Below are 22,810 nucleotides of genomic sequence, written 5' to 3' on the forward strand. Positions count from 1 at the left end.
GTAACTTTAATTTTACAGAATGGACTTTCTTTTTTTCTACCCTAAATATCTATTTACACAAGATATTTTACGCTATCAAATTAGTTTTTTATCAATGCCATTTTTTGTAATTAATTAGTACTTTTGAATATTAAGGAGAAGAGTATGAAGAAAAAAATTTTTGGCTTAAGCTTTTTAGCAGTTTTGTGCTTGAGTGTTTCTACAGCGGTTTTAGCTGAAGAAAATCAAGTACCGATCAGTGAGCAACAAACTGCAGCAGTTATCAATTCAACAGTTGATAGTTCTTCACAGGAGGCAGTGTCGTCTACTGAGCAATCTGAAAGTACTGAGATCGAGCAGACAACTGAAAGCGAAAGTGTTGAAGCAGCAGAAGAAACAGTGACTCCGCAGACACAAATGGCTACAGTTGATGGGATGATGTCTTTACCGCGAGGACGCTCGGATCTTTATCCGACAATCCAATTATTTGCATCGCTGCCGGCTGTTTCAGCGACAAATACTAACACGCCACGTAAGAGTTTTATCGATATTTCTTCTCATAATGGAAATATCTCTGTCGCAAATTTTCAAAAAATGAAAAGCTATGGTATCACAGGTGTCGTTGTTAAATTAACGGAATCTACAACCTACATCAATCCGTATGCACAAGCTCAGATCACTAATGCAAAAGCTGCCGGAATGAAAGTTTCTGCTTATCATTACAGCTGGTTTACAAGTGATGCCTTAGCAGTTGCAGAAGCAAATTATTTTGCGGCAGCTGCCAAAAAATTCGGACTAAGCGGCAGTACTGTGATGGTGAATGATATTGAGGAACCAAAAATTTTAGGTAAAGGCAATCACACTAATAATTCTAAAGCCTTTGAAAATCGGCTGAAAGCTCTAGGGTATGGAAATGTTCGCCATTATATTGGTTTACACTGGTTGACTGCCGGCCATATCAATGCTGGAACAATTGGAAATAAAAATATTTGGGTAGCAGCTTATCCGTACAATCTTTCAACGACGAACCTTTATACACAATACGGTGCTTGGCAGTGGTCATCTCAACTATCATTTTCAGGGATTAGTGGAAACTTTGATATCAATGCCGACTATACAGGGATATTCAGTAACCCAACGACAACACCACCGGCAAATACGGTCCAAATGCATCGAGTATATAATCCAAACAGCGGGGAACATTTTTATACACAAAACGTCGCTGAAAAAAATAATCTAGTCTCAAAAGGATGGAAATATGAGGGAATTGGTTGGAATGGTCCGACATCAGGCAATCCAGTTTATCGACTGTATAATCCGAATGCTGGGGATCACCATTACACACTGAATTCTCATGAGAAAGACAACTTAGTCAAAAAAGGCTGGCGCTATGAAGGCGTGTCTTGGTATTCGGGCGGCTCAAATGCATTGCATCGCTTATATAATCCGAATGCTAAAGCAGGAGCGCATCATTACACATTGAATACGAATGAAAAAAATAATTTAGTTAAGCATGGCTGGAGATATGAAGGTTTAGCTTGGTACGCAAAATAATCAGAAAAGTTCTCGATTTTTCGAGAACTTTTTTCTTTAGAAATTCTTTCTAAATTTCCTTGGATTCTTTGTCTTTTTAGGGCTTTATGTTATTATAGATAAAGACTGCAATCGTGGAAACACTTGTAGAGAAAGAAACAAGAGGTGAAAACCATGTATGAGAGCACAGGCGCAGGTGAAACAGTCCGCTGTTCATTTTGTGGAAAGACCCAAGAAGAAGTAAAAAAAGTCGTTGCAGGTCCGGGCGTTTACATTTGTAATGAATGTATCGACCTTTGTAAAGAGATCATAGATGAAGAATTCCATGAAGAAGCTATTCGTGAGTTTATTGATGTACCAAAACCTAAAGAATTATTAGATGTTTTAAATCAATATGTGATTGGCCAAGATCGTGCGAAAAAAGCATTGTCCGTTGCTGTGTACAATCATTACAAACGAGTGAATGCTGAAAATGATGGAGTTGACGAAGTTGAATTGCAAAAGAGCAATATTTGTTTGATTGGACCAACTGGTTCAGGGAAAACATTTTTAGCACAAACTTTGGCAAGAACGTTGAACGTGCCATTTGCGATTGCAGATGCTACTAGTTTGACTGAAGCCGGCTATGTCGGTGAAGACGTTGAAAATATTCTATTGAAACTATTACAATCTGCTGATTACAATGTTGAACGTGCTGAAAAAGGGATTATTTATATCGATGAAATCGATAAAATCACCCGTAAGAGTGAAAATGTCTCAATTACACGTGATGTTTCAGGCGAAGGGGTTCAACAAGCGTTGCTTAAAATTCTTGAAGGCACGGTTGCTAGTGTTCCACCGCAGGGAGGGCGCAAACATCCGCATCAAGAATTCATCCAAATCGATACAACAAATATTTTATTTATCGTAGGCGGCGCATTTGACGGGATCGAAACGATCGTTAAGAACCGTCTAGGTGAAAAAACGATTGGTTTTGGTCAAAACAATAAAAAACTTGATGAAACCGAAAGTGTTATGCAGCAAATCATTCCGGAAGACTTATTGAAATTTGGGTTGATCCCAGAATTTATTGGACGTTTACCGGTTACGACAGCATTAGAAAAACTGACGACAGAAGACTTGGTTCGTATTTTGACAGAACCAAAAAATGCGTTGGTTAAACAATATCAAAAATTACTTTCTTATGATGAGACTGAATTAACTTTTGATGCAGATGCACTGAACGCGATTGCTGAAAAAGCGATTGCTCGTAATACAGGTGCGCGTGGATTGCGTTCGATCATTGAAGATGTAATGATGGATGTCATGTTCGACATTCCTTCAGATGAATCGATTGAAAAAGTAATCGTTACAAAAGATTCTGTTGAAGGATCAGGTAAACCAATTATTAAGTATCATAACGATACAAAAAAAGCAGGTTAGCGAATGGAGGGTTCACAAAGTAATTTGTGGACCCTTTTTGAAAGGCGTGGAAGAATGAAAGTGCATAATGCAGAGATCGTCATCAGTGCGGTCTCACCTAAACAATATCCTGAAACTGAATTGCCTGAGATTGCCTTGGCGGGTCGCTCCAATGTTGGTAAATCTTCTTTTATCAACACATTGATTGATCGCAAGAATCTGGCACGGACTTCGGGAAAACCTGGGAAAACTCAGACTTTAAATTTTTATTTGATCGAGAATGCTTTACATTTTGTCGACGTGCCTGGTTATGGCTATGCCAAGGTCTCTAAGACAGAGCGGGCAAAATGGGGTGAAATGATCGAGACGTACATTACTACTCGCGAACAGTTGCGGGCAGTGGTCTCATTAGTTGATTTGCGTCATGATCCTAGTAAAGAAGATATCCAAATGTATGAATTTTTGAAGTATTATGATATTCCTGTGATCATAGTTGCAACAAAGGCGGATAAGATCCCGCGTGGGAAATGGAATAAACACACAAGTGCAATCAAGAAAAAACTAGATTTTGATTCAAATGATACCTTTATCTTATTTTCTTCTGAAACAAAAAAAGGAAAAGAAGAGGCTTGGCAAGCAATTGAAGCCGCAATCGAAAAGGACCGAGCTTAAGCTCGGTCCTTTTTTTTATCTGTTGGCTCTACTTTTGGCTTTAAAAACTTTTGAATATCTTCGTCTTTCTGCACTTTTTTATCTGGATCAACTACAAACGATTCAAATAATTTATCCAAATCATCGGTTTTTTCAAATTTTAGTCCCATTTGAACACCTCCATTTTTTAGTTTTAACATAATTTATTATAGTATACAATTCTTTAAAACATAGTAATCAATTTTATAGGGATTTTTTAATCTTTACGATATAATTATAATAGATAAATAGGAAAGGGGAAGGCAATGGGAAAAAATCAATTATACTGTGTTAGTCAGCTGTATGAGTTAAAGCAAGAAGATATCCGATTGAAAATGGAAGACTGGCTAATAATGAGCCGTCTATTGCTGGAACCGGCTAAAATGTCGATCAATGGAAAAACTCAGGTGTTTGATCAACGAATTTTGCAACAACTGATTGTTAAACTTGGCTTGAATGAAGATTATTGGCTGCAGCTGCAAAATGACGAAGAAGAAATGACCATCCATCTAATGGGAGATCGATTATTTGAAAAAAGCATTCTGAATGAAAAAACTTTTTATTATTGGGAAAAGGTCTATCTAGATTACTTAAAAACACGTTTGATTGAACATGGCTCGTTTGCCTATATGCGTTCGTATTCGGAATATTTGTATCACAATACGAGTGAATTAGTTAAGCGTCGTTCATTTGAACCGGCGGAAGAAACTAGAGTATTGCCAAAAATGAAAGGGCTTAACTGGGATGTCGTCGTTGATTGTAATGCTTTTCCAGGATACGATGTTTTTTATAAAGGTGTTTGTTTGACAGCCTGTTGGCGGTTATTTTTGGGAGCGCCTTACAAAAAATTATTTGCTAAGCAGCTGTTATTGGAGATCCAACAAGTTGAACAAGTGGCAGAACTTGGCGAGGGTGTCGTCTTTGAATTATATAAAGATCCGTTTCAGTGGGAAGAAGCAGCAAATTTAAAATTTCAACAGTTGTTTCGTGATCAATTAGGCATCCCGCAACTATCTTATACTAATGGGGTTGGATTATTGAAACAGCCCTATATCGAATTTGCTTTTGAAGATACTGTGATCCAAACAGTCCAATATCAAAACGAACGATTTCAGCCAACCGAAAAACGAAATGCTTCGTATTTTGTGACGCGTACGTATAATTTTTTAACCGATCAGTACCGAGTCAACCGAATGAAGGGTGGGTTAAATGCGCTGGCCTATTTTCCGTGGATTGATGATAAAAGTGAACGGATGATGAATTATCATATTTTGTATCCAGAATTAACTTTGGATCAAGGCTTAGCGGCTTTTGAATATTATATTCGGGATTCAATGGAATTTGAGATCCGTGATAAGCGGTACAAAGATTATACCGCCATTTTGCAACTGTTCATTCCTAAAAAAGCATTCTTAGATTTTCCTCTGGAAGAATTGAGGCGAGCATTAAATGATATCACAATCCACCAAATCAGTCGTAAAAACGATTCACTTACTTTTTCATTAGAAAAAGAAAAGAAGCACTTGATTGTTTCTTTTATCGATCAAAAGAAAGTCGCGTTAAAAAATCAATTAGATATACTTGAGATTTGAGAGGAGAGGTTTATTATGGATCAAAGATACATCAAGATTATGGGTAGTTGTTTATTGATTGTTGGGCTAATATTTATGTTGCCGATTGCATCACTAGCAATTCCGTTATCAATTACAGTATTTTTTATCGGTATCGTCTTGTTTGCAATCAAACCAAAACCTCAACCAGTCCGTGTTCGTAGAAAAGATCGTTGGATGTAATCCCTTTTACTAGACTAAAAGATCCGTTCTCAATTTGAGAACGGATCTTTTAGAGTTATTTAGCTACTGGTTTTTTAACTAAACCATAGATAATTCCTGAAACGATCGCACCAATTGCAATGAATAAAAGATAAAGCAAAGGGTGGCTTAATAAAAAGACTACGAAGATTCCGCCATGAGGTGCAAGCAATTTGATACCAACCGCACCAACTAAACCGCCAGCAAGAGCAGAGCCGACTACAAAACTTGGAATGACACGAATTGGGTCAGCCGCCGCAAATGGAATCGCACCTTCTGTTACAAAAGATAACCCCATAACGATATTTGTCAAACCAGCATCCACTTGGCTTTTTTCGAATTTGTTTTTGAATAAACGTGTGGCAACAAAAATTGCTAATGGTGGAACCATCCCGCCGGCCATCACTGCAGCCATCACGATTGAGCCACCTTGTGCGACACTTGAAGCTAAGGTAGCCGTACCAAAGACATAAGCCGCTTTGTTGATTGGGCCGCCTAAGTCGACTGCCATCATTCCACCGAGCAAGGCACCAAGTAAAATAGCGTTAGATCCACTAAGACCAGTCAAGAAACCGTTTAGGCCATCGTTGATTGCTTTCATCGGAACATTGACTAAAAGCATCAAGAAACCGGTAATCAATAAGCCAAAGAAAGGATAGAAGAGAATCGCTTTGATCCCTTCGAGTGATTTTGGTAGATTTTTAAAGATTTTTTTCAAGAAAATAATAACATAACCAGCTAAGAAACCGCCGATCAAAGCACCTAAGAAACCAGCGCCGCCAGCATTTGCTAAAGCACCGGCAGAAAAACCAACGATTAAACCTGGGCGATCAGCGATACTAGAAGCGATGAAACCAGCAAGGACAGGGAGCATGAAGCTAAATGCTGCACCGCCGATTTGATTGAACCAGCTAGCAGCTTGATTATAATTACCAAGATTTGCTAATTCAGATTGAGGAACACCCATGAATTGGTCGATCATGAATGATAAAGCAATCATGATTCCGCCGCCGATAACAAATGGCAACATGTGGGAAACACCGTTCATCAGATCTTTGTAGATTCGTTGACCGAGTGTTCCATTATCACTTTCATCTTCAGCGGCAACATCTTCGCTATTTCCGTGATAAATAGGGGCTTTTCCACTTAGCGCTAAATTGATCAATTCTTCTGGTTTGCGAATGCCGTCGCTGACTGGACGGTTAACTAATTCTTTACCATTGAATCGATTCATTTCAACCTTTTTATCAGCAGCAACGATGACGCCTTCTGCACGAGCGATATCTTCTTCAGTCAAGCGATGTTTGATGCCTTCAGAACCATTTGTTTCGACTTTGATATCAATACCCATTTCTTTGGCTTTTTTCTTCAAAGCGTCTTCTGCCATATAAGTATGGGCGATACCAGTCGGACAGGCCGTTACTGCGACGATGTAGCGGCGGTTCGTATCATTTTCTTGACTTTTTTCAGCTTCGGCTTTTTCTTCCTCTGCTTTCGCTTTTTCAGCAGCTTCGAAAGTTGCTTGTACTTGGTCCGGTGTTTCAGCAGCTTTTAACTTTGTGACAAAATCAGGATCAATCAATAGTCTTGATAAAGCGGCTAAGGCTTGAAGGTGAGTGTCATTTGCCCCTTCTGGAGCCGCGATCATAAAGAATAGATAAGTAGGCTGCCCATCTAATGCTTCATAATCTACTCCTTTTTGACTTTTTGCGAATAAAACGGTAGCTTCTTTTACTGAACTATTTTTTGCATGAGGCATCGCAATACCATCGCCTAGTCCGGTTGAAGTTTGAGCTTCACGTTTTAAAATCCCCTCTTTATACACATCGATATCTGAGATTCGTCCGGCGTCATACATTTTTTGAACCATTTCATCGATCGCAGCTTCTTTAGTCACAGCCTGCAAATCCATAATCATGGCATCTTTGATCAATAACTCTTTAATATCCATCATAATTCCTCCGATTTCTAAATTGCTACATATTTTTAACAGAAGGCAAGGCTAGAACGATTTGACTTGTGTGATCTGTACTTCTGGTAATAATTCTTGGATAAATTCGGCTGTTGCTAAATCATCTGAAAAAGTTGTAGCGCTGCCGCATGCAACACCCCATTTAAATGCTTCAACAGGATCTTGTGTCTTAGTAAAATTGCCGACAAAGCCTGCGATCATTGAATCACCGGCGCCGACTGAATTTTTAACTGGTCGTTTTAAAACGTTCGAACGATAGATTCCATCTTTAGTAAACAGCAACGCGCCATCACCTGCCATAGAAACTAGTGCATGCTGTGCACCTTCATCCAACAAACGTTGACCAAAGGGATAAATATCTTCAACAGAATTGAAAGTTGTCTGATACAACTCGGCTAATTCATGATTATTTGGTTTGACTAGCAGGGGATTTTTTTCTAAAGCATCCATCAAATCTGCACCTGTAGTGTCAATGACAAAAGCCGCATTTTGTGCTTTGATAATTTCGATCAATTCTTGATAAAAACCAGTTGGGACACTGGCGGGTTTGCTACCAGACAAAACGACGATGTCAGCTGAAGTCAGGTTTGCTAAAACTTTTTTTAGTTCCGCCATTTCATCGGCAGAGACACGCGGTCCTTGGCCGTTGATTTCAGTTTCTTCGTGAGCTTTCAATTTGATATTGATTCGTGTGTCATCAGCAACTGTCGTAAAGTTTGTTTTGATCGTCTCACGTTCCATCCATTCGTTGATAAAGTCTCCGGTGAAACCGCCAATAAATCCTAATGCGGTCGAGTTATGATCGATTCGTCTTAAAATGCGGGAAACATTGATACCTTTACCGCCGGGCAATTTTAAATCGTTCTTCATTCGGTTGACTGCGCCAATCGTTAACTGATCGACATGCACGATATAATCGATCGATGGGTTTAATGTTACTGTATAAATCATACAGAAACCTCCTTCAAGGTAGTTTGCTCTGTGATTTGATCACGGATAATCAAAGGACAGGTATCGGTGAGGATTGAAGCTGCGGATAAAGGTGCGACACTGACAAAGCTAGTTTGATTAAATTTACTGTGATCAACTAATACAAAAGCTTCTTCAGCCTGTTGGATCGCCGCTCTTTTCAAAATGGCTTCTTCTGGATCGGGAGTAGAGTAGCCGCTGTCTGTCTGAATACCGTTCATTCCCATAAACGCTTTATTGAATCGATATTGTTTTAACTGTTCAAGCGCTTGAGAGCCAACAACTGCATCAGTCGTCAGTTTTATTCGTCCGCCAAGGACAATCACAGTGATTTGGGCTTCAACTAAACGAGCAGCCAGACCAACTGAATTTGTCACAACAGTAACTGTTCGTTTTTTCATAAAAGGAATCATTTCAGCAGTCGTTGAACCGGCATCCAAATAGATCACGTCGCCATCAGCGATGAAATCAGCTGCGTATTCAGCGATCATTTTCTTTTGTTGAACGTTTTTGGCTGATTTTTCGATCATGCCGAGTTCTTGTTCTAAATGTTGCGGCCGTTTGGCACCACCGTGGATGCGTTCTAATAATCCCAACTCTTCTAATTCGTGCAAATCTCGTCGAATTGTTGATTCAGAGGAGTCTAACCAATGAATTAAATTTTGTGATTTTACTAAGCCGTCGCGTTCCAACCATTCAATGATTTTTCTGTGTCGCTCTTCTGTAAGCATTTTCAAACCCTCCTTCAATTGAAATAGTAGCATAAATTTTTTTACAATACAACCGAAAACAGCCAAAAACGTTCACTAACGTTAAAATAGGATTTCAGCTCGTCTTAGTTTGAAGAGATGTTTATTTTCTGTATGATAGAAATAGAGGTGAAAGCGATGGAAAAACAAACAATCTTACAGGGATTTGAATGGTATCTTCCTGCGGACGGCACTCATTGGAATACCTTAGCAGAAAAAGCAGAGGAGCTACGTGATTTAGGAATCGGTGCAATCTGGCTACCACCAGCATGCAAAGGCGCGGCAGGAGCAGAAGATGTGGGTTACGGGACGTATGATCTTTATGATCTTGGCGAGTTTGATCAAAAAGGTAGCATTGGGACTAAGTATGGAACAAAAGAAGACTATTTAAATAGCATCGTTGCGTTAAAAAAAGCTGGATTAAAAATTTATGCGGATATTGTCTTTGATCACTTCATGGGTGCGGACGAAACAGAAAAGGTTTCAGCAGTTGCTTATCAGTTTGACGATCGGACCAAACCGAGTTCTGGCGAAGAAGAGATAGAAGCATGGACAAAATTTACATTTCCTGGTCGTCAAGGAAAATACAATTCGTATCAATGGAATTGGAAAAATTTTTCTGGGGTCGATTACGATGCTCGTGAAAAAGATCATGCAATTTTTAATTTTACTGATAAAGGCTGGGAACCAAAGGTTGATGATGAAAAAGGCAACTTTGATTATTTAATGGGTTGTAATTTGGATATGGAAAATCCAGTGACGATAGAACAGCTAGACAAGTGGGGGAAGTGGTATCAAGAACTGACGGATGTAGATGGGTATCGATTGGACGCAGTGAAACATATTCGATTTGATTTATTTGTCGATTGGCTGTTAAATCGTCGGAAAGAAAAGGGAGGAGAGTTGTTCGTCGTTGGGGAGTATTGGTCCGATGAGTTGGAGAAATTGCAGAGATATTTAGAATCGTCAGGAAATCTAATTGCGCTTTTTGATGTGCCGTTGCACTTCAATTTCCTTCAAGCATCTTCATCGCTAGGGAAATTCGATATGCGGCAAATTTTTACCGGTACGTTGATTGAGACGCGGCCAGACTGGGCAGTAACGTTTGTTGATAATCATGATACTCAACAGGGGCAAAGTTTGGAGTCTTGGATAGAAGGTTGGTTCAAACTGCATGCGTACAGCCTGATTCTATTAAGAAACGAGGGAATACCTGTAATTTTTTGGGGCGATCTTTATGGTACTAAAAACGTTGAGGCTGTTGGGGACGGTTTGGATGCCTTGATTAAATTACGGGAAGAATTAGAGTTTGGAAATCAAACGGATTATCTTGATGATCCAAGCGTGATTGGTTGGACCTTAACGGGAGAATTTGATCAAGCGGATTCAGGAGCGGCAATTATGATGACCAATGCCCAAGGCGGAGAAAAAACGATGACTGTCAGCGCTATTCATGAAGGTGCGACTTTTGTCGATTTATTAGGAAACAACGAAGCAAAAGTTATCTTAGATGAAAATGGTCAAGGCGTATTTCCTGTAAATGACGGCCAAGTATCAGTCTATGTAAATGAAAAGTTAGCAAAAAAAATCCGAGGGTGAGTCGAACTCAGTCTCGGATTGCTTTGTCTTGTTTTTTCGCAATCGCGGCATTAGAGCGGTTGCGAATTTGTTTTTTGATTATTTGAGTATGACCTTCATCCGTTAAAATCATCAGCAAGTCACCGATTTTCATAACCGTATCGCCGTGGGTAAGTATCTCCGCTGAGCCGCGGCGAATTGAGATCAATAACATTTCTTCAGGCCAATTGAAATCGCGGACCATCGTTCCATCTAATGTACTTTCAGCAGTAACAGGAATTTCGATCACGGTCTTATTTCCTGTAATACTAGGAAGATGACCAGACAACAAACGTTCAAGCAATGATTCATAGATAGGATTTCCTCCTAATAGATCATTGATGACATATGCGGTCAATGAACAAACGGCTAACGGCATTAGATGAGTGATATTACCGACCATCTCGGTGACTAAAATAATAGCAGTCAAAGGCGCTTTACCAATCGCGGTGAAATAACCAGCCATAGCAAAAATAGCAAAATCACTGATCAAAACAGAATCTACTCCAAACCATTGATGTAAAACAGTCCCATAAATACCACCAATCAGCGCACCTAAAGTTAGGATTGGCAAGAAAATACCGCCGGGAAGATTTGCGCCGTATGAAATCATCGAAAAAATAAAGCGGAGCAAAAACAAAAGAATCAATAAACTTAATGAAAAATTCTTTGCACCGATTGCTAAAACGATTTGATTTCCGCCACCTAAATAATGTGGAAACCAGAAAGCGACTGGAATGAGTAATAAAAAGGGAATGATTCCATAAAGATATTCTGGCAAGTGCGATCGTTTATACAATTGCGGCAATGATAAAAGAACAACCTGATAGAAGTAGCCAAGAATACCTAGGATGATTCCTAGTAGAATCAATAATCCATAATATTTAAGGGGTAAAGATGGAACGTTAGCAATAAACAAAACGGGTTTTAAACCAAAAAAATTGAGTGAAACTAAGTTTGCTGTTAATGCTGCTGTTAGCGAAGTTAACCAAATCAAAGGTGAAAAATGGTGATGGACTTCTTCTATTACAAATAATAATCCAGCAATCGGTGCATTGAAGGCAGCACCTAGTCCAGCAGCTGCACCACTAGAAATAAAGATTTTTTTCTCTGATGTTGAAGCATGTGTGTATTCGCTGAATCCTTGACCGACCATTGCACCCAATTGGATCGATGGACCTTCACGGCCAAGAAATAAACCGGAACCGACAGACAAAACGCCGCCGACAAATTTTTTCCAAAGAACGGAAAACCAATTCAACTTAATATCTCCTTGCAACGTTCCTTCCACTTGAGGAATGCCGCTACCTTTGATATTCGGTTCTGATTTTATCAAGCGCCCGACGATTAATGCGATACCCAGCATAACCAAACTCCACGGAATCAGTCCCAATGGGTGTATTCGAAACCAGAGATAAAGGGTCACAATCTGTTCCATCATTTTTTCAATCAGCAGACGAAACAAACTAACAACTACACCGGCCAAAGCGCCGATCAAAACACCTTTTAAAATAAAAATGACTTTTGTACCATCTAAACGTTTGATTTCATGCTCGTTTTTCATATCTTTCCTCCATAACTACTATCCAATTTAGCGCGAATCTCTAATAAAAACAAGACTGAATCAATGAATCCGCTTTTTTAAATTGTTGCTAGTGTCGCGAAACTTTCTGAGATGCTATAATAAAAAAGATTGAATAGAGAAAGGACGTTTTGCATGCCAAACAAACAGGAGTTGTTAGCAGGACTTAACCCTAAACAAAAAGAAGCGGTACTTCATACCGAAGGACCGCTATTGATTATGGCAGGAGCAGGAAGTGGGAAGACACGGGTCTTGACCCATCGGATCGCTTATTTAATAGAAGAAAAAAATGTGAATCCCTGGAATATCTTAGCGATTACATTTACGAATAAAGCTGCACGCGAAATGAAAGAACGAGTTAATAGCATTTTAGGTCAAGGCGGTCAGGATGTTTGGGTCTCGACCTTCCACTCGATGTGTGTCCGTATTTTACGACGAGATGTCGATGCGATTGGTTATGATCGGAATTTTACCATTTTGGATGGATCGGATCAGTTGACCTTGATGAAACGAATCTTAAAGGACTTGAATATCGATCCTAAAAAATACGATCCTCGTTCTATTCTAGGTGCGATCAGCAATGCTAAAAATGAACTGTTGACCCCAGAAACTTATGCTGAGCGACAAGGATCCTTCTTTGAAGAAATTGTAGCTCGTTGTTATGAAGCGTATCAAAAAGCGCTGCGAAACAATCAAAGTATGGACTTCGATGACTTGATCATGAATACGATTCGACTATTCGAAGAAAACGAAGAGGTCTTGACCTATTACCAACATAAATTCCATTACTTACATGTCGATGAATACCAAGATACCAATCATGCGCAGTACACATTGGTGAATATGTTGGCCGCTCGATTCCGCAATTTGTGTGTAGTAGGCGATGCGGATCAGAGTATTTACGGCTGGCGCGGTGCGGATATGCAAAATATTTTAGATTTTGAGAAAGATTATCATGATGCGTCAGTTATTTTATTAGAACAAAACTATCGTTCAACTAAAAGTATTTTAGACGCGGCAAATCAAGTCATAAAAAATAACAGCAATCGCCGAGATAAAAATCTTTGGACGGATAATCAAGCCGGCGAACAAATCACGTATTATCGTGCAGATAGCGAAAGAGACGAAGCACAATTCATCGTCAGCAAGATAAAGGAAGAAATCCAAAGCCAAAATCGCAGCTATAATGACTTTGCGGTTTTGTATCGAACGAACGCACAATCACGGGTGATCGAAGACACATTAGTGAAATCAAATGTTCCCTATACGATGGTCGGCGGACACAAATTCTATGATCGAAAAGAGATCAAAGACATTATCGCTTATTTGAATATTATCAATAATCCGCGAGATGGCGTCAGCTTTGAACGAGTGGTCAATACGCCAAAACGTGGGATCGGTGCCGCATCAGTTGAAAAATTAAGAAATTTTGCGGCGATGCATGATTGGTCTTTGGTCGAAGCGGCTCAAAATGTAGATTTAGCCAATATTTCTGGTAAAGCTGGTCGGATGATTGGGGAATTCGGTACGATGATCACACAGTTCCAAGAAATGGTCGCTTATCTTCCTGTAACGGACTTAGTCGATCAAATATTGGAACGAACAGGTTACTTAGCAGAGTTAAAAAATCAGCGGACTTTAGAAGCTGAATCACGGTTGGAAAACTTAGAAGAATTCCGTTCTGTTACACAAGAATTTGATAAACGCAATACGGTGCAAGACGAAGAAACTGACGCAGCAGAAAAACTGGCCGTCTTCTTGAATGACTTGGCATTAGTGTCTGATCTTGATGATTATCAAGAAGACAGCGCACAAGTTACTTTGATGACGTTACACGCAGCCAAAGGGCTTGAGTTTCCGATCGTCTTTTTGATTGGGATGGAAGAAAAAATCTTCCCATTGTCGCGGTCATTGATGGAAGAAGCGGAGTTAGAAGAAGAACGACGCTTAGCCTATGTAGGCATTACGCGAGCAGAAGAACAACTCTATTTGACAAACGCCTTTTCACGGACCCTTTATGGGAAAACGCAATACAATCAGCCTTCTCGTTTTGTTGCAGAGATCGATGACAATTTGCTGAATGCTGTAGGGATGCAGCCGCAGCCAAAAGCTAGTTTCAATAGTCCATTTAAAAATAATCCGCTGAAACCTAAATATCAACACGCGACTCGTGAACCGATGATGGATAAGACGGCTTCCGGCGGGGATAAAGAAAATTGGAATCCTGGCGACAAGGTCCAACATCGAAAATGGGGCGTCGGTACGGTAGTAAAAGTCAGCGGCAAAGCCCAAGATATCGAATTAGACATCGCATTTCCGCAACAAGGGATCAAACGATTATTAGCGGCTTTTGCACCGATTGAAAAGATGTAACTTTCTTTTTTTGTAAAGGTAATAATCAAAAATAAGTTGTATGTGTCCTTTAATATAAATTAGGAGGGATTTTCTTGGAACCAATGACTTTTCAAGCAGCGGAAAAACGTTCCATCGAACTCCGCGAAGAACTCAATCAATATGCACATGAATACTATGTACAAGATCAACCATCAGTGGAAGATTTTGTTTATGATAAAAAATATCAAGAATTGGTCGCAATCGAAACAGAATATCCAGATTTGATCACTCCTGAGTCACCTACTCAACGAGTTGGCGGCAAAGTGTTGGAAGGATTTGAAAAAGTTGTCCATGATATTCCGCTGTATAGTTTAAATGATGTATTCAGCAAGGAAGAGCTGATTGCTTTTGACGAGCGAGTAAAAAAAGCTGTAGGACACCCAGTTTCGTATTGCTGCGAATTAAAAATTGATGGTCTATCAATCTCTTTGAAATACGAAGCTGGGCAGTTTGTTCAAGGAGCGACCCGCGGAGATGGGACAGTCGGCGAAAATATCACAGAGAACTTGAGAACAGTCAAGTCGATCCCGTTGCGTTTAAAAGAGCCACTGACGATCGAAGTTCGAGGCGAATGTTATATGCCTAAAGCTTCATTTATTAAATTAAATCAACGCCGTGAAGAAGAGGGGAAAGAAGTTTTTGCAAATCCTCGAAATGCTGCGGCAGGAAGCTTGCGGCAATTGGATACTAAAATTGCTGCAAAACGCAACTTGAGTACTTTTTTGTATACGTTAGCTGATTTTGGACCATTAGAATCAACGACACAAGATCACGCGCTGAATGAAATGGCACGTTTAGGGTTTCGGACAAATCCTGAACATCGTGTCTGCAAAACAATCGATGAAGTATGGGGATATATCGAAAATTTTCATGAGACAAGAGACCAGCTGCCATATGAAATCGATGGTATCGTGATTAAAGTAAATGAATTTGATTTGCAAGAGGAATTAGGCTTTACAGTTAAAGCGCCACGCTGGGCGACGGCTTATAAATTCCCGCCAGAAGAAGCCCAAACAACTTTATTAGATATCGATTGGACGATTGGACGAACGGGAGTCTTGACGCCAACTGCAATCATGGAACCTGTCCGTTTAGCCGGAACGACAGTTGGCCGGGCAAGTTTGCACAATAGTGATTACATCGAGAAAAAAGATATCCGCTTAAGAGACACAGTCTTAGTTTATAAAGCGGGGGATATTATTCCAGAGGTTGCACAAGTTGTGTTAGAAAAACGTCCGGAAGATAGCAAGCCGTATCCGATTCCGACTCATTGTCCGATTTGTAACAGCGAATTGGTCCATTTAGATGAAGAAGTTGCACTGCGCTGTATCAATCCCAAATGCCCAGCTCAAATCAAGGAAGGATTAAGCCACTTTGTTTCACGAAATGCGATGAACATCGATGGTTTAGGACCACGTGTTTTGGCACAGATGTTTGATAAAGGACTAGTTTCAGATGTAGCTGATCTTTATAAATTAGATAAAGAACAATTATTGACATTAGACAAGATCAAAGACAAATCAGCTGAAAATATTTTAGCAGCGATCGATGCAAGTCGAGAAAATTCGGTGGAACGTTTGATCTTTGGTTTAGGGATCCGTCATGTTGGGGCAAAGGCCGCTGGAATTTTGGCGGAACACTTCGGCAGTCTGGCAGCGATGAGTCAAGGGACAAAAGAAGAAATTGTCAGTCTAAATACGATTGGTGAAACAATTGCGGACAGTGTTGTGACTTATTTTGAAAATGAGGAAGTCCATGAACTGATGCAAGAGCTAGCTGAACGTGGTGTAAACTTGAATTACAAAGGGTTGCGTGCCAGTCAGTTGGCAGCCGTTGAATCACCTTTTAAAAATAAAACGATCGTATTGACCGGGAAATTAGTGGACTACACTCGGGAAGAGGCTAAGGAAAAGATCCAAAAACTCGGCGGTAAAGTGACCGGTAGTGTTTCTAAAAAAACCGACATCGTAGTAGCCGGTGAAGAAGCTGGCAGTAAGCTGACAAAAGCTCAAAATTTAGGGGTTGAAGTCTGGAATGAAAAACAAATGATTCAAGCAATCGAAGAAAGTCAGCTAGATTAGCTAATTTTAGATAGAAGATTATAGAAGATTGTTGACGAGTCTATAAACGAACGAGTATTATAAAAAAGCGTCGGCTCTATTAAAATTTGTCTTGTTTAAATTGTTTGAATTGAATATTTTTTTTCAAGAAATTTCAAGAAAAAACCATGAATTCTAATAGAGTTATGATAAAATAATTGAAAATTGACAAAAGAAAGAGGGATATTATGGCAATCAATGAAGAACAAGTCAAACATGTGGCAAAACTTGCGAAACTTTCTTTCTCAGATGATGAATTGGCTGGGTTTACCGATCAATTAGGGAAAATAATCGACATGGTTGAACAATTAGGCGAAGTGGATACGGAAGGTGTGCCATTTACTTCTAATGTTTCAGCAATGATCAATGTCATGCGAGAAGACGTCGCTGCACCAGGCTGGTCACGCGATGAGTTAATGAAAAATGTACCGGAAAGCGAAGATGGTTTCATCAAAGTTCCGGCAATCATCGACAACGGAGAGGCTGGTGCATAATGGAAAAGTTATATGATAAATCAATTGAAGAATTACACAGTCTGCTTGTTTCAAAAGAAATCACAGCAACTGACTTAACGAGTGAAACGTATGCTCGAATTAAAGAAACAGAAAAAGACATTGATGCATTCATTACATTAAATGAAGAAAAAGCAATGGATTTAGCGAAAGCAATCGATGCCAAAGGAATCACTGAAGAAAATGCAATGGCAGGGATTCCGATTGGGATTAAAGACAATATTGTAACTAAGGGAATCTTAACGACAGCAGCATCTAAAATCTTGTCAAATTTCCAACCAATCTACGATGCGACTGTTATGGAGAAAATTTACAGCGCAGATTTGATTCCAGTTGGGAAACTTAACATGGATGAATTTGCGATGGGAAGTTCAAGTGAGACTTCTTACTTCAAGAAAACAAAAAATGCTTGGGATCAAACAAAAGTTCCTGGTGGTTCTTCAGGCGGTTCAGCAGCATCAGTCGCTGCCGGTGAAATTCCGGTTTCTTTAGGGAGCGATACAGGTGGGAGTATTCGCCAACCAGCTGCGTTTAACGGAATCGTAGGATTAAAACCAACTTACGGACGCGTTTCACGTTTTGGCTTGATTGCTTTTGCTTCATCATTAGATCAAATTGGACCGTTTACTCGTACGGTCAAAGACAATGCTTTAGCATTGAACGCAATTAGCGGATACGATCCAAAAGACGGCACTTCAGCTGGTGTTTCTGTCCCTGATTTTGCGGCTGGTTTAACAGGAGACATCAAAGGGATGAAAATCGCTTTACCAAAAGAATATATGGCAGAAGGAATCGAACCTGGTGTTAAAGCAGCAATCGTCAAAGCAGTAGAAACATTCAAGGCATTAGGCGCAACAGTTGAGGAAGTCAGCTTGCCTCATTCAAAATATGGTGTAGAAGTGTATTATATTATTGCTTCATCAGAAGCAAGTTCAAATTTGCAACGTTTTGATGGGATTCGCTACGGCTTCCGTTCAGAAGATGTTCAAAACTTGGAAGATGTTTATGTAAATACACGGACTGAAGGTTTTGGCGATGAAGTGAAACGCCGGATCATGTTGGGAACATTCTCACTTTCAGCGGGTTACTATGATGCATACTTCAAAAAAGCAGGACAAGTCCGGACTTTGATCAAACAAGATTTTGATAAGATTTTTGCTGACTACGATTTAATCATCGGCCCAACTTCACCAACTGTTGCTTTTGGTATTGGCGAAAATGTTGATGATCCGATTACGATGTATTTAAATGATATTTTGACGATTCCAGTGAACTTGGCTGGTTTACCAGGGATGTCTGTTCCAGCTGGATTCTCAGAAGGCTTACCGGTAGGTCTACAAATCATTGGGAAACATTTTGATGAATCAACAATGTATAAAGCGGCTTATGCTTTTGAACAAGCTACAGATTTCCATAAACAAAAACCTGTGATTTTAGGGGGGGACAAATAATGAACTTAGAGACAGTTATTGGGCTTGAAGTCCATGTGGAATTAAAGACAAACTCTAAAATCTTTTCACCTGCGCCCGCTCACTTTGGTGCAGAAGCAAACACAAATACAAATATTATCGACTGGGGCTACCCAGGTGTCTTACCAGTCATGAACAAAGCAGCGATTGAATTCGGAATGAAAGCTGCACTTGCTTTAAACTGTGAAGTCTCACAAAATATGCACTTTGACCGTAAAAATTATTTCTATCCTGATAATCCAAAAGCTTATCAAATCTCACAATTTGATGAACCAATCGGTCATGATGGCTGGATCGAGATCGACGTCAACGGCAAAAAGAAAAAAATCCGGATCGAACGGGTTCATTTAGAAGAAGATGCCGGTAAAAACATGCACGGAATCGGCGGCTATTCTTATGTCGATTTGAACCGTCAAGGCACGCCATTGATTGAGATCGTTTCTGAAGCAGACATGCGTTCACCGGAAGAAGCCAATGCTTATTTGGAAGCATTGCGCTCAATCATCCAATTTACAGGTGTTAGTGATGTGAAGATGGAAGAAGGTTCAATGCGTTGTGATGCAAATATTTCGTTGCGTCCTTATGGTCAAGAAGAATTTGGGACTAAAACGGAATTGAAAAACTTGAACTCAATCAGTTTTGTAAAAAAAGGATTGACCTTTGAAGTTCAACGTCAAACAAAAGTCTTATTATCCGGTGGAACGATTCAACAAGAAACTCGCCGTTATGATGAAGGGACAAATAAAACGATCTTAATGCGGGTAAAAGAAGGATCAAGCGACTACCGTTACTTCCCAGAACCTGATATTCCACATTTTGAAATAGACAGTGAATGGGTTGAAAAAGTCCGTGAATCATTGCCTGAGATGCCAGCAGCACGTCGTGAACGTTACGTAAATGATTTAGGTTTACCAGAGTACGATTCAATGGTCTTAACATTGAGCCGTGAAATGTCTGACTTCTTTGAAGAAACATTAGCAGAAGGCGCCGATGCCAAACAAGCTTCTAACTGGTTGATGGGTGAAGTTTCGGCATATGTGAATAGTGAAAAATTAGAATTAGCCGATACAAAATTAACACCAAATAATTTAGCCGGCATGATTAAATTAATCGCTGATGGAACAATCAGTTCTAAGATCGCGAAGAAAGTTTTCCGCGAATTGATTGAAAACGGCGGCGACGCAAAAGAAGTCGTTGAAGCGAAAGGACTTGTTCAATTATCTGATCCTGCACAATTATTGCCAATGATCAATGAAGTATTAGATAATAACGAACAATCCGTAGAAGACTTCAAAAATGGGAAAGACCGTGCAGTTGGTTTCTTAGTTGGACAAATTATGAAAGCAACGAAAGGGAAAGCAAACCCTGGTGTGGTAAATAAATTGCTTCAAGAGGAATTAGCAAAACGGTAAGGAGCTCGATCATGAGAAAAGCACGACTGATTTATAATCCAGTATCCGGAAAAGAGATCATGCGTAATAATTTGGCAGATATCTTAGATGCCATTGAAAAAGCAGGTTATGAAGCAAGTGCCTTTGCTACGACTCCTGAACCCGATTCAGCAAAAAATGAAGCGACCCGTGCTGCAGAAGCTGGTTTTGACCTAGTTGTTGCAGCTGGCGGGGATGGAACGATCAATGAAGTTGTTAACGGAATTGCTGGTTTAAAAAAACGTCCGAAAATGGCGATTATTCCTGCGGGGACTACGAATGATTACGCCCGCGCTTTAAAAGTGCCACGTGGTAATGTCAAAGCGGCAGCAGAAGTCATTCAAAAACAACAAACGGTCAAAATGGATATCGGAAAAGCTGCAGGGACATATTTTATCAATATTGCAGCTGGCGGTTCGTTGACTGAGCTGACTTATGAGGTCCCTTCTGAACTGAAAAGTATTTTTGGTTACTTGGCTTATTTAGCCAAAGGTGCCGAAATGCTTCCGCGGATCAAGCCGACTAAGATGCGGTTAGTCTATGAAGGCGGCGAGTATGAAGGTAACGCTTCAATGTTTTTCTTAGGATTGACAAATTCTATCGGCGGCTTTGAAACGATTGCACCAGATGCTAAATTAGACGATGGAAAGTTTTCGCTGATTGTTGTGAAAACAGCCAATCTGTTTGAAATCGTCCGCTTGATTACGTTAGTATTGAACGGCGGAAAACATGTCAATGATTCAAAAGTTTTATACGTTAAAACTAGTTTCTTGGATGCCAGCTTAATTGATACTGATAAAAAGATGATGATCAATTTAGATGGTGAATACGGCGGTGATGCTCCCATGCGTTTTGAAAATCTTCATCAACACATTGAGTTTTACGCAAATACTGATGAAATCAATGACGATGCGATTTTGGGCGATGATGATCAGACCCGTGAAGCAGGAATTGAGCTTGTTAAAGAGTATGAAAAGATTCAAGAAGAAGATTCAGAAGAGTAAGACTAAACGTTTCTGTCGTACGGCAGGAACGTTTTTTGCAGCTTAGTGCCATTAAATTTTTTAAAAATAAACTTTTGAAAAAGTAGAGGCTCAGCAACATCGAAAAATTCACACAAAACTGACCGGCGAGGGATTTATTCTTACAAAACTCTTAAGGGTCTAACGCTTAGCGCTACCTTGCTTTTTCGATTAGAATTCATTAGAATAGGTAAATCAGCCTTGAAGGAGAATGAAATGACCTTAGTAGAAAAAAATCAAACATACAGCGTCACGATCGATGACTTGTCCCATGAAGGATTAGGCGTTGCTCATATCGATGGGTATCCGTTATTTATCGAAAATGCTTTGCCTGCAGAAGAAATGACGATTAAAGCAGTCAAAGTCGGCAAAAAATTCGGTTACGGAAAAGTAATCGAACGTTTTACTGCAAATCCGGAACGTCAAGAAGTAAAAGACTTAGATTTATTAAGAAGCGGGATCGCACCATTAAGCCATATGACGTATGGTTATCAATTGCGATTCAAACAACAACAAATTGAAAAAGTTTTAAAAACAATTGCGAAATTGCCAGAATTACCGGTAGCACCTGCAATCGGAATGGAGCAGCCTTTTGGTTATCGAAACAAAGCACAGATCCCTGTCCAAAAAGTAAATGATCAGTTAACGACGGGGTTTTATCGTAAAAATTCCCACGTGTTATTACCGATCGAAGACTATTTCATTCAAGAACCAAAAATCGATCAAGCAATCATTGCAGTCCGCAATATCTTGCAGCGGTTTAATGTGAAAGCCTATAATGAACGTGAGAATACCGGTTTTATTCGACACATTATAATTCGGCGCGGTCATTACAGTCATGAGATGATGGTGATTCTAGTTACTAGAACAGAACGTTTCTTTAAAGGAATGGAAATTGCTGAAACGATCAAAAAAGAATTGCCGGAAGTTGTTTCAGTCATTCAAAATATCAATCCTGAAAAAACTAACGTGATTATGGGACGCGAAGAAAAGATCCTTTTCGGAAAAACGACAATCAATGATACTTTGCTAGGAAAAACTTACCGTATTTCCCCGCAATCCTTTTATCAAGTAAATACTGAACAAACAGAAGTGTTGTATCAGACTGCCATTGAGTTTGCTGAACTTAGCGATGAAGATATCGTAGTTGATGCGTATTGCGGGATTGGAACGATTGGTTTGTCCTTTGCTGAAAAAGTGAAGCATGTTTATGGAGTCGAGGTTATTCCACAAGCAATTGAAGATGCTAAGGCGAATGCTGCAGCAAATGGAATCAAAAATGCCAATTATGAAGTCGGCAAAGCTGAAAAGATCATGTCACGCTGGGCACGCGAAGGAATCGAACCAACAGTGATTTTTGTCGATCCGCCAAGAAAAGGATTAGACGAAAAATTCATCGAAGCCTCAGCAGCTGCAAACCCAGAAAAGATTATTTATATTTCTTGCAACCCTGCGACATTGGCTAGAGATTTGCGAAGATATGAAGACCTTGGCTATCATGCTGTGAAAGTTCAGCCAGTAGATTTATTCCCACAAACTTATCATGTCGAATCCGTTACTTTACTAGTAAAGGCGGTGTAA

General features: G+C 39.7%; 18 protein-coding genes. 13 read left to right on the plus strand and 5 right to left on the minus strand.

From position 1 onward, the window contains the following. The first annotated feature begins 144 nt into the window (after positions 1–144). From FFM68_RS05835 to yihA, 3 genes are all read left to right on the plus strand, one after another. A complete protein-coding gene (locus FFM68_RS05835) occupies positions 145–1,533 on the plus strand; it encodes a GH25 family lysozyme (RefSeq protein ID WP_137618492.1) in 1,389 nt (462 codons plus the stop codon). Between the two features lie 153 nt (positions 1,534–1,686). Beyond that, positions 1,687–2,934, plus strand: a complete 1,248-nt coding sequence (gene clpX, locus FFM68_RS05840) for an ATP-dependent Clp protease ATP-binding subunit ClpX (protein ID WP_137618493.1) — start codon at positions 1,687–1,689, stop codon at positions 2,932–2,934. Positions 2,935–2,988: 54 nt separating this feature from the next. Next, positions 2,989–3,585, plus strand: a complete 597-nt coding sequence (gene yihA, locus FFM68_RS05845) for a ribosome biogenesis GTP-binding protein YihA/YsxC (protein WP_137618494.1) — start codon at positions 2,989–2,991, stop codon at positions 3,583–3,585. On the opposite strand, the gene FFM68_RS13110 is transcribed toward yihA, so the two are convergent. Further along, positions 3,582–3,734 (minus strand): SPJ_0845 family protein, encoded by a 153-nt coding sequence (locus FFM68_RS13110; protein WP_167483465.1) that lies wholly within the window; start codon positions 3,732–3,734, stop codon positions 3,582–3,584. The genes yihA and FFM68_RS13110 overlap by 4 nt on opposite strands. Positions 3,735–3,869: 135 nt before the next feature. Between FFM68_RS13110 and FFM68_RS05850 the strand changes: the two genes are divergently transcribed. Both FFM68_RS05850 and FFM68_RS05855 read left to right on the plus strand, forming a co-directional pair. Next, entirely contained in the window at positions 3,870–5,195 is a 1,326-nt protein-coding gene (locus tag FFM68_RS05850; RefSeq protein WP_137618495.1) for a hypothetical protein, read from the plus strand. Between the two features lie 15 nt (positions 5,196–5,210). Continuing rightward, complete coding sequence (locus FFM68_RS05855) at positions 5,211–5,396, plus strand: hypothetical protein (protein ID WP_137618496.1); 186 nt, start codon at positions 5,211–5,213, stop codon at positions 5,394–5,396. Between the two features lie 55 nt (positions 5,397–5,451). Here FFM68_RS05855 and FFM68_RS05860 read toward each other — a convergent pair whose 3' ends face one another. Genes FFM68_RS05860 through FFM68_RS05870 form a run of 3 tightly spaced genes read right to left on the minus strand, consistent with a single transcriptional unit; the run spans position 5,452 to position 9,086 of the window. Further along, positions 5,452–7,365, minus strand: a complete 1,914-nt coding sequence (locus tag FFM68_RS05860; protein ID WP_137618497.1) for a PTS fructose transporter subunit IIABC — start codon at positions 7,363–7,365, stop codon at positions 5,452–5,454. Positions 7,366–7,416: 51 nt separating this feature from the next. After that, positions 7,417–8,337 carry a 1-phosphofructokinase gene (pfkB, locus tag FFM68_RS05865; protein ID WP_137618498.1) on the minus strand — a complete coding sequence of 307 codons (921 nt, stop codon included), beginning with the start codon at positions 8,335–8,337 and terminating at the stop codon, positions 7,417–7,419. Then, on the minus strand, positions 8,334–9,086 hold the full coding sequence (locus FFM68_RS05870; protein WP_137618499.1) for a DeoR/GlpR family DNA-binding transcription regulator: 753 nt from the start codon (positions 9,084–9,086) through the stop codon (positions 8,334–8,336). The genes pfkB and FFM68_RS05870 overlap by 4 nt, the downstream gene beginning before the upstream one ends. Before the next feature lie 156 nt (positions 9,087–9,242). On the opposite strand from FFM68_RS05870, the gene FFM68_RS05875 reads away from it, so the two are divergent. Continuing rightward, a complete protein-coding gene (locus tag FFM68_RS05875; protein WP_137618500.1) occupies positions 9,243–10,703 on the plus strand; it encodes an alpha-amylase in 1,461 nt (486 codons plus the stop codon). 7 nt (positions 10,704–10,710) lie between these two features. On the opposite strand, the gene FFM68_RS05880 is transcribed toward FFM68_RS05875, so the two are convergent. Further along, the gene (locus tag FFM68_RS05880; RefSeq protein WP_137618501.1) at positions 10,711–12,285 is read right to left on the minus strand and encodes a ClC family H(+)/Cl(-) exchange transporter; all 1,575 of its coding nucleotides are present in this window, start codon (positions 12,283–12,285) and stop codon (positions 10,711–10,713) included. A gap of 153 nt (positions 12,286–12,438) precedes the next feature. On the opposite strand from FFM68_RS05880, the gene pcrA reads away from it, so the two are divergent. From pcrA to rlmD, 7 genes are all read left to right on the plus strand, one after another. Beyond that, a complete protein-coding gene (gene pcrA, locus FFM68_RS05885) occupies positions 12,439–14,676 on the plus strand; it encodes a DNA helicase PcrA (protein WP_137618502.1) in 2,238 nt (745 codons plus the stop codon). Between the two features lie 83 nt (positions 14,677–14,759). Continuing rightward, positions 14,760–16,778, plus strand: coding sequence for an NAD-dependent DNA ligase LigA (gene ligA / locus FFM68_RS05890; RefSeq protein WP_239585108.1), 2,019 nt, complete (start codon positions 14,760–14,762; stop codon positions 16,776–16,778). 206 nt (positions 16,779–16,984) lie between these two features. Beyond that, positions 16,985–17,290, plus strand: coding sequence for an Asp-tRNA(Asn)/Glu-tRNA(Gln) amidotransferase subunit GatC (gene gatC / locus FFM68_RS05895; RefSeq protein WP_137618504.1), 306 nt, complete (start codon positions 16,985–16,987; stop codon positions 17,288–17,290). Beyond that, positions 17,290–18,759: an Asp-tRNA(Asn)/Glu-tRNA(Gln) amidotransferase subunit GatA gene (gatA, locus tag FFM68_RS05900; RefSeq protein WP_137618505.1), complete on the plus strand. Its 1,470-nt coding sequence runs from the start codon at positions 17,290–17,292 to the stop codon at positions 18,757–18,759. The genes gatC and gatA overlap by 1 nt, the downstream gene beginning before the upstream one ends. Further along, entirely contained in the window at positions 18,759–20,189 is a 1,431-nt protein-coding gene (gene gatB / locus FFM68_RS05905; RefSeq protein ID WP_137608339.1) for an Asp-tRNA(Asn)/Glu-tRNA(Gln) amidotransferase subunit GatB, read from the plus strand. Before gatA ends, gatB begins: the two co-directional genes overlap by 1 nt. An 11-nt stretch (positions 20,190–20,200) precedes the next feature. Next, positions 20,201–21,211 carry a diacylglycerol kinase gene (locus tag FFM68_RS05910; RefSeq protein ID WP_137618506.1) on the plus strand — a complete coding sequence of 337 codons (1,011 nt, stop codon included), beginning with the start codon at positions 20,201–20,203 and terminating at the stop codon, positions 21,209–21,211. 234 nt (positions 21,212–21,445) lie between these two features. Then, a complete protein-coding gene (gene rlmD / locus FFM68_RS05915; protein WP_137618507.1) occupies positions 21,446–22,810 on the plus strand; it encodes a 23S rRNA (uracil(1939)-C(5))-methyltransferase RlmD in 1,365 nt (454 codons plus the stop codon).

The sequence above is a fragment of the Enterococcus xiangfangensis genome (genome assembly GCF_005405365.1).
GTDB classification, from domain to species: domain Bacteria; phylum Bacillota; class Bacilli; order Lactobacillales; family Enterococcaceae; genus Enterococcus_A; species Enterococcus_A xiangfangensis.

Bases quoted from the DNA above. Each gene is read 5' to 3' on its own strand.
- FFM68_RS05870 (WP_137618499.1), bottom strand. From the start codon at position 9,086: ATGCTTACAGAAGAGCGACACAGAAAAATCATTGAATGGTTGGAACGC.
- rlmD (WP_137618507.1), top strand. From the start codon at position 21,446: ATGACCTTAGTAGAAAAAAATCAAACATACAGCGTCACGATCGATGAC.
- gatC (WP_137618504.1), top strand. From the start codon at position 16,985: ATGGCAATCAATGAAGAACAAGTCAAACATGTGGCAAAACTTGCGAAA.
- ligA (WP_239585108.1), top strand. From the start codon at position 14,760: ATGACTTTTCAAGCAGCGGAAAAACGTTCCATCGAACTCCGCGAAGAA.
- clpX (WP_137618493.1), top strand. From the start codon at position 1,687: ATGTATGAGAGCACAGGCGCAGGTGAAACAGTCCGCTGTTCATTTTGT.
- FFM68_RS05850 (WP_137618495.1), top strand. From the start codon at position 3,870: ATGGGAAAAAATCAATTATACTGTGTTAGTCAGCTGTATGAGTTAAAG.
- pcrA (WP_137618502.1), top strand. From the start codon at position 12,439: ATGCCAAACAAACAGGAGTTGTTAGCAGGACTTAACCCTAAACAAAAA.
- gatA (WP_137618505.1), top strand. From the start codon at position 17,290: ATGGAAAAGTTATATGATAAATCAATTGAAGAATTACACAGTCTGCTT.
- pfkB (WP_137618498.1), bottom strand. From the start codon at position 8,337: ATGATTTATACAGTAACATTAAACCCATCGATCGATTATATCGTGCAT.
- FFM68_RS05855 (WP_137618496.1), top strand. From the start codon at position 5,211: ATGGATCAAAGATACATCAAGATTATGGGTAGTTGTTTATTGATTGTT.
- FFM68_RS05880 (WP_137618501.1), bottom strand. From the start codon at position 12,285: ATGAAAAACGAGCATGAAATCAAACGTTTAGATGGTACAAAAGTCATT.
- FFM68_RS05875 (WP_137618500.1), top strand. From the start codon at position 9,243: ATGGAAAAACAAACAATCTTACAGGGATTTGAATGGTATCTTCCTGCG.
- FFM68_RS05835 (WP_137618492.1), top strand. From the start codon at position 145: ATGAAGAAAAAAATTTTTGGCTTAAGCTTTTTAGCAGTTTTGTGCTTG.
- FFM68_RS05860 (WP_137618497.1), bottom strand. From the start codon at position 7,365: ATGGATATTAAAGAGTTATTGATCAAAGATGCCATGATTATGGATTTG.
- FFM68_RS13110 (WP_167483465.1), bottom strand. From the start codon at position 3,734: ATGGGACTAAAATTTGAAAAAACCGATGATTTGGATAAATTATTTGAA.
- yihA (WP_137618494.1), top strand. From the start codon at position 2,989: ATGAAAGTGCATAATGCAGAGATCGTCATCAGTGCGGTCTCACCTAAA.
- FFM68_RS05910 (WP_137618506.1), top strand. From the start codon at position 20,201: ATGAGAAAAGCACGACTGATTTATAATCCAGTATCCGGAAAAGAGATC.
- gatB (WP_137608339.1), top strand. From the start codon at position 18,759: ATGAACTTAGAGACAGTTATTGGGCTTGAAGTCCATGTGGAATTAAAG.